This window comes from Pluralibacter gergoviae ATCC 33028 = NBRC 105706, assembly GCF_001598855.1.
In the GTDB taxonomy this organism is placed as follows: domain Bacteria; phylum Pseudomonadota; class Gammaproteobacteria; order Enterobacterales; family Enterobacteriaceae; genus Pluralibacter; species Pluralibacter gergoviae.
The window spans coordinates 23,367-38,308 of sequence record NZ_BCZS01000006.1 but is presented as its reverse complement, the minus strand read 5'-3'; the positions used below and the strand labels follow the sequence as shown (position 1 = coordinate 38,308).

Here is a 14,942-nt window from a genome sequence, read left to right as displayed (position 1 = left end):
AGAGCCTGGCCGTGCTCGATGCCGTTAATCACATCGTCACCGGCCACGGTATCGATGCGGATCCCCGGCAGGTTAGCGTCGATGGTGAACTCGCGCTCGCCGCCGCCGGTGTTGTTATTGTTATTAGTTACGCTGGCAGTGACCTTCATCGGCCCGTTGCCCAGCGCCTGCAGATCCTCAGCAGAAACGTTAACCGTCCAGCTCAGATCCGACTGTACCGTCGCGGTATACGCTTTACCCGCGATGGTCACGGTGACGGTATTGCCCGCCTCCGCGTTAATCACCCGGCCGCTGATGTTCTGGCCAGAGGCAATTTCCGCCGCATTAATCACATCATCGCCGGCAATGCGATCGACGATGACCGCCGGCAGCGCGGAGTCAACCATCACCGTGCGGCTCTCGCCACCGGTGTTGCCCACGTTGCTGCTCGCGGAAACGCTCACCTCATAGCGCGCTTCGCCCAGCGCCTGGACATCGGCAGCCGGTATCGTTGCGGTCCAGATGCCGCCGGCGCCGACTTTGCCCGTGTAGCTCTTGCCGTTGAGATTGACGGTAACGTCAGCCCCTTCAGCCACGCCGGTGACCTTGCCGCTCAGGTGCAGCTCCTGACCTTTCTCGGTGCTGTTGATAACATCATCGCCGGAGATAGGATCAATGGTCAGTACCGGTTTCTCCAGGTTAACGGTGACGCTGTGGGTATTGCTGCTGCTGTTGCCCGCCCTGTCGGTGATCGATGCCGTGATGGTATGGCCCGTTTCGGCCAGCGCCCGGACGTCGCCTGCCGGTACGCCCACGCTCCAGCTCCCGTCGCCTTTCACCGTCGCGCTGTAGGTGACGCCGTTCAGCGCGATCTGAATAATGTCGCCCGGCGCGGCGCCGGCGACGTTACCGGTGATCATCACCGCCTGGCCGTGTTCGGCGCTGTTGATCACATCGTCAACGGCAACCTTATCGAAGGTAATCTGCGGCACGGTGGTATCAACCAGCACGGATGCGCCTGCATTTGTCGGGTTGCCCGCCCGGTCGCTGACCGTCGCAGTGACCTGCGCATCGCCGTTGGCAATGCCCTTCATATCGTCAGCCGGAACCTCCAGCGTCCAGCGGCCATTCGCGCCAACCTCGGCGGGGTAGTCGCGGCCGTTAAAGGTCACGGTGACCTTCTGCCCGGCTTCGGCACTGCTGGTGCCGCTAATGGTCAGCGGCTGGCCCGCTTCTGCCGCGTTCAGCATGTTGTCGCCGCTGATAGCGTCAATGGTAATCGCCGGGGCCAGGGTATCCACGCGGTAGTCGTGGCCCGCCGACGCGCCGTTGCCGTTCACGTTGGTGACGCTCACCTGCAGGCTGGCGCTGCCGTCGCGCTGGCCCGCCAGGTCTGGCGCCGGTACCGTGTAGCTCCAGCTGTGGTCTGCGCCGACGGTCGCCGTGTAAATCTTATCGCCGAAGGAGATAGTGACTTCGCGCCCCTCTTCTACTCCGGAGGTCGAGCCGGAAAGGATCAGATCCTGCCCCTTCTCGGCGGCGTTGAGCACGTTATCTTCCGTGACGCTATTAATGCTGATAGCGACCTCGGAGAGATCGACGCGTACAATGCGGTCGACGTGCATCGAATTGCCCGCCTCATTCGTACCGGAAACGGTGACTTTCACCGCGCCTTCGGCCAGTTCACCGACGTCGGCCTTCGGTACCGCCGCGCGCCAGGTGCCGTCCTCCAGTACCGTTGCCGGGTAGTCCTTACCGTTGATAGTGACGTTAACCGCAGAGCCCGCCTTCAGGCCGTCGCTGCTGCCGGTCACGATCAGATCCCGGGCGTGTTCAATGCCGTTGATGACATCATCGCCGGCCACGATATCAATACGCATACCCGGCAGGTTAGCGTCGATAGTGAAGTTTCGCTCGCCGCTGCCGGTATTACCGTGACCGTTCATCACGGTGGCGGTAACGCTCAGCGGGCCGTTGCCCAGCGCCTCCAGATCGGTGTTCGGTACGTTGACGCTCCAGCTCAGATCCGACTGTACCGTCGTGGTGTACTCTTTACCGGCGATGGTCACGGTGACGGTATTGCCCGCTTCAGCATTCGCCACGCGGCCGCTGATTGTCTGGCCCGCATCAACTTCGGCGCGGTTAATCACATCATCACCGGCAATACGCTCGATAATGACCGTCGGCAGCCGGGTGTCGACAATCACCTCATGGCCAGCGCTGCCGGTGTTCCCTGCCTCGCTCTGCGCAGAGACGGTAACCTCATAGCGCGCTTCGCCCAGCGCCCTGACGTCGGCCGCCGGCACCGTCGCACTCCAGGTACCGTCGGCAGCTACCTCACCCTGGTAGGTTTTACCGTTCAGCGTCACGCTAACGCTGCTGCCCGCCGCCAGATCTGGCGCGGCACCGGTAAGATGCAGATCCTGGCCTTTCTCGATGCTGTTGATGATATCGTCACCGGCAACGGTGTCGATGGTCAGCTCCGGCCTGGTCAGATCGACGCTGATGCCGCGATCGGCGTGATTGCTGTTGCCCGCCTTATCGGTCACCGCGGCGGTAAGGGTGTAATCCGCGTCTGCCAGCGCGGCAACATCGGAGGCCGGTACGCCGATGCTCCAGTTGCCGTTCGCGTCCAGCACGGTGACGTAGTCGCGGCCGTTGAGGGTCACGGTCACCTTGTCGCCCGCCTGCGCATTGGTCGCAGAGCCGGTCACCAGCAGCGGCTGGCCGTGCTCGGCGCCGTTGATGATGTCGTCGACGGCCACCTTATTGATGGTCACCTCCGGCACCGCGGTATCCACCAGCACCGACGCGCCCGCGTTCGCCGGGTTGCCCGCGCGGTCGGTGACCGTCGCGGTAACCGCTGCGTCGCCGTTGGCAATGCCCTTCATATCATCTGCCGGAACCTGCAGCGTCCAGCGGCCGTTCGCGCCAACCTCGGCGGGGTAGTCGCGGCCGTTAAAGGTCACGTTCACCGTCTGCCCGGATTCGGCACTGCTGGTACCGCTAATGGTCAGCGGCTGGCCCGCTTCTGCCGCGTTCAGCATGTTATCGGCAGCGATCGGATCGATGGTCAGCGTCGGCGCCGTCGTATCGACGGCGAAGGTGTGCGAACCGTCCGCGCCGTTGCCGCTCTGGTTTTCGACGCTGACGCTGAAGGTGGCATCGCCGTCCTTCAGATCGCCCGCATCAATGTTAGTCTTCCAGCTGCCGTCGGCCTGAACGACTGCGGTATAGGTCTTGTCGCCCAGCGTAAGGGTGACCTCCTGACCGGCCTCCACGCCGGTGGTCTTACCGGAGATCGCAACTGGCGCCCCTTTCTCGGCGGCGTTCAGCACGTTATCGTCCGTCACCGGATCCACGCTGATGGAGATCGGGCTCAGATCGAGGGTGATATCGCGCCCGGTTTCAACCGGGTTATCCGCCTCGCTGGTGCCGGAAACCTTAACGCTGACGGAGTCGCCGGTCAGCGCCTCCACTTCCGCCTTCGGCACGGTGACGCTCCAGGTGCCGTCTGCCAGCACCCGCGCCTCGTGATCGATGCCGTTCACCGTCACCGTTACCGCCGCGCCCGGCATCAGGCCGCTGCTGGTGCCGGTGAGGATCAGATCCTGGCCGTGTTCGCTGAGGTTGATGATGTTATCGCCGGTAACCGGATCGAGGCTCAGCGTCGGCTGGTCGAGATTGACCGCCACCTCGCGCACGCCTGCACCGGTGTTGCCGTGGCCGTTGATGACGGTGGCCGCCACGTCGAGCTTGCCGGTGGTCAGGCCGTCCATATCTGCCGCAGGCACGGTCACTTTCCAGGTCAGGCCCGGCTCGACCGTGGTGGTATAGGTGTTGGCGCCGACTTTCACGGTCACGATATCGCCCTCGGCGGCGTTAATTACGCGGCCGCTGATATCCAGATCGGCTTTCGATTCGGCGGTATTAATGACATCGTCACCGGCGACGGCGTTGATGATAACGCCCGGCAGGGCGCTGTCGACCAGCACGTCGCGGCCGACGCTGCCTTCATTTCCGCTGCTGCCCGTGACGGAGGCGACGATCCGGTAGCCGGCTTCACCCAGCGCCGCCACATCGGCGACCGAAACCGCCAGGCTCCACGTGCCGTTCGCTTCAACGGTAGCGTGGTACGTATTGCCGTTCAGCGTCACGCTGACGTCAGCGCCCGCTGCCACGCCCGTCGCGGTGCCGCTGAGGGTCAGCGCCCCGCCTTTCTCCGCGCTGTTGATCACATCGTCACCGGCGACGGTATCGATGGTCAGCACCGGCTTCGCCAGATCGACCGCAATATCGCGGTCAGCGTGATTGCTGTTGCCCGCCTTATCGGTCACCGCGGCGGTAATGGTGTAATCCGCGTCTGCCAGCGCGGCAACGTCGGAGGCCGGTACGCCGACGCTCCAGCCGCCGTTCGCATCCAGCACGGTGACGTAATCGTGGCCGTTGAGGGTCACGGTCACCTTATCGCCCGCCTGCGCATTGGTCGCAGAGCCGGTCACCAGCAGCGCCTGGCCGTGCTCGGCGCTGTTGATGATGTCGTCGCCGGCCACCTTATTGATGGTCACTTCCGGTACGGCGGTATCCACCAGCACCGATACGCCCGCGTTCGCCGGGTTGCCCGCGCGGTCGGTGACCGTCGCGGTAACCGGCGCGTCGCCGTTGGCAATGCCCTTCATATCATCTGCCGGAACCTGCAGCGTCCAGCGGCCGTTCGTACCAACCGTGGCGGTGTAATCGTGGCCGTTAAAGGTCACATTCACCGTCTGCCCGGCTTCGGCGCTGCTGGTGCCGCTAAGGGTCAGCGGCTGGCCCGCTTCTGCCGCGTTCAGCATGTTATCGGCAGCGATCGGATCGATGGTCAGCGTCGGCGCCGTCGTATCGACGGTGAAGGTCCACGACGCGTGCGCTTCGTTATTGCTGCTGGTTTCTACGCTGACGCTGAAGGTGGCATCGCCGTCCTTCAGATCGCCCGCATCAATGCTGGTCTTCCAGCTGCCGTCGGCCTGAACGACCGCCGTATAGGTCTTGTCGCCGAGCGTAAGGGTGACCTCCCGACCGGCCTCCACGCCGGTGGTCTTACCGGAAATCTCAACCGACGCCCCTTTCTCGGCGGCGTTCAGCACGTTATCGTCCGTCACCGGATCCACGCTGATGGAGATCGGGCTCAGATCGAGGGTGATATCGCGGTCGATATCAACCGGGTTACCCGCCTCGCTGGTGCCGGAAACCTTAACGCTGACCGAATCGCCGGCCAGCGCCTCCACTTCCGCCTTCGGCACGTTGACGCTCCAGGTGCCGTCTGCCAGTACCCGCGCCTCGTGATCGATGCCGTTCACCGTCACCGTTACCGCCGCGCCCGGCTTCAGGCCGCTGCTGGTGCCGGTGAGGATCAGATCCTGGCCGTGCTCGCTGAGGTTGATGATGTTATCGCCCGTAACCGGATCGAGACTCAGCGTCGGCTGGTCGAGATTGATCGCCACATCGCGCACGCCTGCGCCGGTGTTACCGTGGCCGTTGGTGACGGTAGCCGACACGTCCAGCTTACCGGTGGTCAGGCCGTCCATATCTGCCGCAGGCACGGTCACTTTCCAGGTCAGACCCGGTTCAACCGTCGTCTTATAGGTGTTGTTGCCAACGGTGACGGTGACGGTATCGCCCGCGGCGGCGTTAAATACGCGGCCGCTGATATCCAGCGCGGCTTTCGATTCGGCGGTGTTGATGATGTCGTCACCGGCAACGGTATTGATGATAACGCCCGGCAGGGCGCTGTCGACCAGCACGCCGCGGTCGGCGCTACTGCCGTTACCCGCGCTGTCGATGACCGAAGCCACGACGGTGTAGCCCGCTTCGCCCAGCGCGGCGACGTCACTCTCCGGGACCCTCGCGTGCCAGGTTCCGTCGGCCCCTACGGTCGCGGAGTAGGTTTGCCCGTTCAGCGTCACGCTGACCTCGGTGCCCGGCTTCACGCCGGTCGCCGTACCGCTGAGGATCAGATCCTGGCCCTTCTCGGTACTGTTAATGATGTCGTCACCGGCAATGGTGTCAATGGTCAGCTCAGGCTGCGCCAGATTGACCGCGATGTCGCGCTGGCCTTCGCTGCTGTTGCCCGCTCTATCGGTCACCGAGGCGGTGATGGTGTAATCCGTCCCCGCCAGCGCCCCGACATCGGAGGCCGGTACGCCAATGCTCCAACTGCCGTTCGCATCCAGCACGGTGACGTAATCATGGCCGTTGAGGGTCACGGTCACTTTGTCGCCCGCCTGCGCGCCGGTGGCGGAGCCGGTCACCAGCAGCGCCTGCCCGTGCTCGGCGCTGTTAATGATGTCGTCACCGGCCACCTTATTGATGGTCACTGCCGGTACGGTGGTATCTACCAGTATCGCGCTATCGCCGCTGGCCGGGTTGCCCGCCCGATCGGTAACCGTCGCGGTAATCGACGCTCTGCCGTCGGCAATACCGGCCATATCCTCCTTAGGCACCTCCAGCGTCCAGCGGCCGTCGCTACCCACCGTCGCGGTATAGTCGTGACCGTTAAAGGTGACGTTCACCTGCTGGCCCACCTCCGCCGTGCTGGTGCCGCTGAGGGTCAGCGGCTGGCCCGCTTCTTGCGCGTTCAGCATGTTGTCGCCGCTGATAACGTCAATGGTGACCGCCGGAGCAGCGGTATCCACGCGGTAGTCGTGGCTCGCCGAGGCGCTGTTGCCGTTGGCGTTGCTGACGCTCACCTGCAGGCTGGCGCTGCCGTCGCGCTGGCCCGCCAGATCGGCGGCCGGAACGGTGCAGGACCAGCTGCCGTTATTAACAACCGCAGTGTAAATCTTATCACCGAAGGCAATGGTAACCTTCTGACCGGACTCCACGCCGGCGGTGCTGCCGGACAGGATCAGGCTCTCGCCACGCTCCGCCGCGTTGAGGACGTTATCGTCCGTGACGTTATCGATGCTGATCGCCACTTCTGACAGATCGACCTGCGCAATACGATCGACCTGAACCGGATCGCCCGCCTCGCTGGTGCCGGAGGCGGTGACTTTCACTGCACCCCCCGCCAGCTCGCCGACGTCGGCCTTAGGCACCGCCGCGCGCCAGGTGCCGTCTGCCAGCACCGTCGCCGCGTAATCGTTGCCGTTGAGGGTGACGGTCACCGCAGAACCCGCCTGCAGACCGCTGCTGGTGCCGCTGACGATCAGATCCTGGCCGTGCTCAATACTGTTAATGACATCGTCGCCGGCCACGGTATCGATACGCAGGCCCGGCATATTAGTGCTGATGGTAAAGTCGCGCTCGCCGCCGCCGGTATTGCCGCGGTCGTTAGTGACGGTGGCGGTGATGGTCAGCGGACCGTTGCCCAGCGCGTTGAGATCGCCGGTGGAGACACTGACGGTCCAGCTCAGATCCGGCTGCACAATAGCGGTATACTCTTTTCCGGCAATAGTCACGGTCACGGTGTTACCCGCCTGCGCATTGACGACGCGGCCGCTGATATTCTGGCCCGCCGCCGCTTCGGCGTTGTTAATGACGTCATCGCCGGCAATACGGTCAACGATGACCGCAGGCAGCGTGGCGTCAACGATCACCGGATGAGCGGTGCTGCCGCTGTTACCGGCGCCGTCGGTGACGCTGGCGGTCACGTCATAGCGCGCTTCGCCCAGCGCGCCAACATCCGCCGCCGGGACGGTGGCGTGCCATACGCCGTTGGCCTCAACCGTGGCGTGGTAGGTTTTACCGTTCAGCGTCACGCTGACCTCGGTACCCGGCTTCACGCCGGTCGCCGTACCGCTGAGGATCAGATCCTGACCCTTCTCGACGCTGTTAATGATGTCGTCACCGGCAACGGTATTAATGGTCAGCTCAGGCTGCGCCAGATTAACGGTCACATTGTGCTTGCCTTCGCTGCTGTTGCCCGCTTTATCGGTTACGGTCACGATAATATCGTGAGTCTGTTCGCCCAGCGCCTTCACGTCGGCCGCCGGGACGCCGATGCTCCAGCTGCCGTTGGCATCGAGGACGGTGATGTAGCTGTGACCGTTGAGGGTCACGGTCACCTTGTCACCCGCCTCTGCGCCGGTGGCGGAGCCGGTAATCAGCATTGCTTCGCTATGCTCGGCGCTGTTAATGATGTCGTCACCGGCAACCGTATTAATGGTCACCTCCGGCACGACGGTATCGACCACGATAGACGTTCCGGCAGAGGACGGGTTGCCCGCCCGGTCGGAAACGGTCGCTACAATCTGCGCCGGCGCATTGGCAATACCCGCCATATCTGCCGCCGGCACCTCCAGCGACCAGGTGCCGTCGCTACCCACCGTCGCGGGATAGTCGCGGCCGTTAAAGGTGACGATCACCTTCTGGCCCGCCTCCGCCGTGCTGGTGCCGCTAATGGTCAGCGGCTGGCCCGCTTCTGCGGCGTTCAGCATATTGTCGCCGCTGATAACGTCGATGCTGATGGCCGGCGGAAGGGTATCGACGCGGTAGTCGTGGCCCGCCGAGGCGCCGTTGCCGTTGGCGTTGCTGACGCTGACCTGCAGGCTGGCGCTGCCGTCGCGCTGGCCCGCCAGATCGGCGGCCGGAACGGTGCAGGACCAGCTGCCGTTATTAACAACTGCGGTGTAAATCTTTTCGCCGAAGGCAATGGTGACCTTCTGACCCGACTCCACGCCGGCGGTACTGCCGGACAGGATCAGGTTCTCGCCACGCTCCGCCGCGTTGAGGACGTTATCCTGGGTGACGTTGTCAATGCTGATGGCCACTTCTGCCAGATCCACCCGCGCAATACGATCGACCTGAACCGGGTTGCCCGCTTCGCTGGTGCCGGACACGGTCACCTTCACCGCGCCCGCCGCCAGTTCGCCGACGTCGGCTTTGGGCACCGCCGCGCGCCAGGTACCGTCTGCCAGCACCGTTGCCGCATAGTCTTTACCGTTGAGGGTGACGGTCACCGCAGCGCCCGCCTTCAGGCCGTCGCTGCTGCCGGTAACGATCAGATCCTGACCGTGCTCAATGCGGTTAATGACATCGTCACCGGCGATAGTATCAATACGCACGCCCGGCATCCCGGCGCTGATCGTAAAGTCGCGCTCGCCGCCGCCGCTGTTCTGATGGCCGTTGGTCACGGTGGCGGTGATGGTCAGCGGACCGTTGCCCAGCGCTTTCAGATCCCCTGCCGGCACGTTAATCGTCCAGCTCAGGCCCGGCTGAACCGTGGTGATGTACTCTTTACCGGCAATGGTGACTGTAACGGTATTGCCCACCTCGGCGTTAATGACCCGGCCGCTGATGTTCTGACCCGCCGCCGCTTCTGCCGCGTTGATAACATCATCGCCGGCGATGCGGTCAATCACCACTGCCGGAGCCCGGGAGTCGACGATAGCGGTATGGGTTGTATTACCGCTGTTGCCAGCGGCATCGGTAACGCTGGCGACCACTTCATAGCGCGCTTCGCCGAGCGCGCCGACGTCCGCCGCCGGGACGGTGGTGTGCCAGCTGCCGTTGTCCTCGACCGTGGCGTGGTAGGTTTTACCGTTCAGCGTCACGCTGACCTCGGTACCCGGCTTCACGCCGGTCGCCGTACCGCTGAGGATCAGATCCTGGCCCTTCTCGGTACTGTTAATGATGTCGTCACCGGCAATGGTGTTAATGGTCAGTTCAGGCTGCGCCAGATTGACGGAGATATCGTGCTTGCCTTCGCTGCTGTTGCCCGCTCTATCAGTCACCGTCACGATAATATCGTGAGTCTGTTCGCCCAGCGCCTTCACGTCGGCCGCCGGGACGCCAATGCTCCAGTTGCCGCTGGCGTCCAGCACGGTCAGGTAGTCATGGCCGTTGAGGGTCACGGTGACCCTATCGCCCGCCGCCGCCCCGGCGGCTTTACCGGTGATAAGCAGCGCCTGATTGTGCTCTGCGCTGTTAATGATGTCGTCGCCGGAGACCGTATCAATGGTGATCTGCGGAACGGTGATATCCACCGTAACAGAGGTATCGGTGCGGGCCGGGTTGCCCGCCCGATCGGTAACCTCTGCGGTTATCCGCGCCGGACCATCCTGAATGCCGGCCATATCTGCCGCCGGAACGTCCAGCGTCCAGCAACCGTCTGCGCCGACAACGGCGGGATAGTCATGGCCGTTAAAGGTGACGTTCACCTGCTGGCCCACCTCCGCCGTGCTGGTCCCGCTGATGGTCAGCGGCTGGCCCGCTTCTTGCGCGTTCAGCATGTTGTCGCTGCTGATAACGTCAATGGTGACCGCCGGGGCAGTAGTATCCACGAGATAGTCGTGGCTCGCCGAGGCGCTGTTGCCGTTTACATTGCTGACGCTCACCTGCAGGCTGGCGCTGCCGTCGCGCTGGCCCGCCAGATCGGCGGCCGACACGGTGCAGGACCAGCTGCCGTTATTAACAACCGCGGTGTAAATCTTATCGCCGAAGGCAATGGTGACCTTCTGACCCGACTCAACGCCGGAGGTCGTACCGGAGAGCGCCAGATCCTGGCCTTTTTCCGCCGCGTTGAGGACGTTATCCTCGGTGATAGTGTCGATGCTGATGGCCACCTCTGACAGGTCAACCCGCGCGATACGATCGACGCTTATCGGATTACCCGCCTCGCTGGTGCCGGTGGCGGTGACCTTCACCGCGCCCGCCGCCAGCTCGCCGACGTCGTCCTTCGGTACCGCCGCACGCCAGGTGCCGTCTGCCAGCACCGTCGCCGCGTAGTCTTTGCCGTTGAGGGTCACGGTCACCGCAGCGCCCGCCTTCAGGCCGCTGCTGCTGCCGCTGACGATCAGATCCTGGCCGTGCTCGATGCAGTTGATGACATCGTCGCCGGCCACGGTATTGATGCGCAGGCCCGGCATATTCGCGTTAATGCTGAAGTCGCGCTCGCCGCCGCCGGTGTTACCGTGACCGTTGGTGACGGTGGCAATCGCGGTCAGCGGACCGTTGCCCAGCGCCTTCAGATCCCCTGCCGGCACGTTGATCGTCCAGCTCAGGTCGGACTCTACCGTCGCCTTGTACTCCCTGCCCGCAATAGTGACGGTTACGGTGTTGCCCGGCTGGGCATTGATGACGCGGCCGCCGATATTCAGGCCAGCAGCGACCTCCGCGGCGTTGACAACATCGTCGCCGGAAATGCGCTCAATCGTTACCGCAGGAAGCGTAGCATCCACGATCACCGGATGAGAGGCGCTGCCGCTGTTACCGGCGCCGTCGGTGACGGAAGCGCGAATGTCATAGCGCGCTTCGCCCAGCGCTTTTACATCATTTGCCGGAACGGCGGTGCTCCAGGTGCCGTTATCCCCGACGGTCGCGTGGTAGGTGTTACCGTTCAGCGTGATGCTGACGTCGGTCCCCGCCTTCACGCCGCTGGCGGTCCCGCTGACGATCAGGTTTTCGCCCTTCTCAGCGCTGTTGATAACGTCATCGCCGGAGACGGTATTAATAGTCAGCGTCGGCTGCGCCAGATTGACGGTCACATCGTGGCTGAGGCTGTTTGCGTTACCCGCTTTATCGGTTACCGTCACCGTAACGGTATGCGGCTGTTCGGCCAGCGCCTTCACGTCTGCCGCCGGAACGCCGATGCTCCAGTTGCCGTTTGCGTCCAGCACGGTGAGGTATTCGCGACCGTTGAGGGTGATTTTCACCGCATCGCCCGCTTCCGCGCCGCTGGCTTTACCCGCGATAAGCAGCGCCTGATCGTGTTCAGCGCTGTTGATGATATCGTCACCGGCGATGGTATTAATGGTTATCTGCGGCACGGCGGTATCCACCAGCACAGAGCTGCCGGCGCTTGTCGGGTTACCCGCGCGGTCAGACACGGACGCCGCGACCTGCGCCGGGCCGTTGTCCATACCGGCAAGGCCTGACGCCGGAACTTCCAGCGACCAGCGGCCGTCGCTGCCGACGGTAGCGGTGTAATCGCGGCCGTTGAAGGTCACATTCACCACCTGCCCGGCCTCCGCCGAGCTGGTGCCGCTGATGATAAGGGGTTGAGACGCCTCTGCGGCGTTGAGCATATTATCGCCGCTGACCGGGTCAATCGTCAGCGTAGGCGCCACGGTATCAACGCGGAAGTCGCAGCCTGCAGAGGCGCCGTTGCCGACGCCGTTTTCAACGCTTGCCTGTACGTTCACGCTGCCGTCTTTCAGCGCGGCCACGTCGACCTCCGGTACCGTCAGGTGCCAGCTGCCGTCGGCGTCAACGGTTGCGGTATAGGTTTTACCGCCGAGCACAACCGTCACCTCCTGGCCCGCTTCGACGTTAGCCGTCGAGCCGGAGAGGAGCAGAGACTGGCCCTTTTCCACCGCGTTGAGCACATTGTCATCGGTCACGCTGTCGATGGTGATGGCAACGTCTGCCAGATTGACGGTAACGGGGCGATCGGTATGAACCGGGTTGCCTGCTTCGCTGGTGCCGGACGCGCTGACGTTCACGACGCCTGCGGCCAGCTCCCCGACATCCTCTCTGGATATCGCCGCGCTCCAGCTGCCGTCGGCCAGTACCGTCGCCGCGTAATCTTTGCCGTTAATGCTCACGGTGACGGAAGCGCCCGCCTTCAGGCCGCTGCTGGTGCCGGTAACGATAAGGTCCTGACCGTGTTCGAGGCTGTTAATGACATCATCGCCGGCGATGGTATTGATGCGCAGGCCCGGAATATTGGCGTCGATGGCGAAATGACGCTCATCGCCGCCGCGGTTGCCGTAACTGTCAGTGACGGTTGCGGTAACGGTGAGCGGGCCGTTGCCTAACGCCGTCAGATCCCCGGCCGGAACGTTCACGCTCCAGCTCAGATCCGGCTGAACCGTTGTCGCGTACTCTTTATCACCGAGGACAACGATCACGCGATCGCCCGCTTCCGCATTGATGACGCGCCCGCGGATCTCCTGCCCGACTTCAGCTTCAGCGGCGTTAATCACATCATCACCGGCAATGCGATCGATAAGGACCGTCGGCGACACGGTATCAACGTTAACACTATGGGAGGCGCTGCCGATATTGCCTGCCGGATCGGCGGCGGTTGCGGTTACCAGGTACTCTTTATCCCCTAACGCCTGAACGTCGTCCGCCGGCACCGTGGTGCTCCAACTGCCGTTTTCGTCGACTTTCGCCTGGTAGGTTTTGCCGTTCAGCGTAACCGTGACGATGGCATCTTTTTCAAGCCCGACCGCGGTTCCGCTGATGGTCAGATCCTGCCCTTTCTCCGCGCTGTTAATCACGCCGTCTTCGGCAATCTTATCAATGGTGAGGCCGGGCGGCGTGGCGTCAACGGCGATCTCATGATTGACGCTGCCGGTATTGCCCGCTTTATCCGTCACGCTAACCGTAACGGTATGCGCGCCGTCATCCAGCGCAGCCATGTCCTCTTTGGAAATGCCCACGCTCCATTTGCCCTGGGCATCGACAACGGCGGTGTAGTTTTTACCGTTGAGGGTCAGCGTCACCACATCGCCGGCACCGGCATTTTTCGCTTCGCCGGTCACGATCAGGACCTGGCCGCGCTCGCTGCCGTTAATGATGTCGTCGCCGGTGACTTTATCCACGGTCACCGCGGGAACGGCGGTATCGACGGTAAAGTCCGCTTTCGCCGAGCCCGCGTTACCGGCCTTATCGCTGATGCTGACGCTAATGTTTTGGTTACCGTCCGCCAGGTTCTTCACGTCGGCCGCGCCAACGGTCACCGACCAGTTGCCGTCGGTGCCGACGGTAGCGGTATAGTTTTTACCATTGAGGGTGACGGTAACCTTCTGACCCGGTTCTGCCGTCGTTTTACCCGTAACGATCAGATCGGCGCCGTGCTCGGCGGCGTTGACAATGTTATCTTTGGTCACCGGATCGACGGAGACGATCGGCGCATGGGTATCCACCTGCAGCACCTGGCTGCCGGTAACCGTATTACCGGTAGCGTCTTTTCCGCTCACCGAAATCGTCCAGGCGCCGTCGCCGAGCGCTTTCGCATCGGCTGCGGAGATAGCGACGTTCCACTTGCCGTCCGCGCCCACTTTCGCCGCATAGGTTTTGCCGTTCAGCGTAACGGTCAGCGCGGTGCCTTCCGGGAGATGGCTGCTGGTACCCGAAATGGTAAAGCCTTTGCCCTGCTCATCGGCATTGATGATATTGTCCCCGCCGGTGGTATCCAGGGCGATCGCAGCCGTTGCAGATGAGATAGTCAGCGTAATATCGCCCGCAGGCGTGACTTTTGTACCGTCAATCTGCACCACTGACCAGGTGTACTCCCCGTCGTTTTGCGGGGAGAGCGTGACCGACCATTTGCCGTCTTTATCGACCTGGGCGCTGGCAACCGTAGTGCCGCTACTGTCTTTGATCTGAATAGTCGCGCCCGGCTGGCCGGTGCCGCTGAAGGTGGGCGTTTTATCGTCAGTCACCTCTTTCGCGGCTAGTACGCCCTGCTTATCGCCCTGATTGTCGCTGACCACGAAGGTTGGCCTGGCGCTCTCAACGTCGCGGGTGTTGTCGATCACTTCGGTGCGGGTTTTATGTCCGCCGCCGCCATCGTGGGCCAGCAGCGCGCCGATGGCGCCGCCGCCGAGCGCGGCGCCGGCGATCCAGCCCCACGGCGCATCGTCCAGCGAGTTGCCCTGCTCAAGGAAAGGCTGAATGCTGGCAATCGGCGTGGCCTGCGGCGTCAGTTCGGCGGAGGCGAGCGCGGCGGTGTCGCCCGTTTCAGCAAATGTTATATGTGTTAAGTGTTGTTGATCGTTAAATACCAGCTCTGAATGCAGCTTATCTTCAGGGTCTTCGGCAAAATAATGGCTGCAGCGGATCACGCTGCCGTCTTTCATATAGATAAGGAGATCTTTACCCTGACGAACATAGCGTTCGACATCCTGGGCAGACCCCTGGATCTCAATAACGCTGGGCGCAGAAACCGCTACAGAAATATTTCCCTCACCGCGCAGCGCGGTTTTTTCTGCCGTTTTACGAATAATGACTTCAACAACTCTTACGTTACTCAT

The 14,942-nt window shown here is 62.9% G+C and carries 1 protein-coding gene (only partly in view); it reads right to left on the bottom strand.

Annotated elements, in window-relative coordinates:
- A protein-coding gene (locus ENGE1_RS28385) for an Ig-like domain-containing protein (protein ID WP_064360604.1) crosses the window boundary here: on the bottom strand, window positions 1-14,942 show its start. Its footprint begins 18,379 nt before the window's first position; 14,942 of the gene's 33,321 nt are visible here — the first part of the coding sequence; the start codon lies at window positions 14,940-14,942; the stop codon falls past the left edge of the window.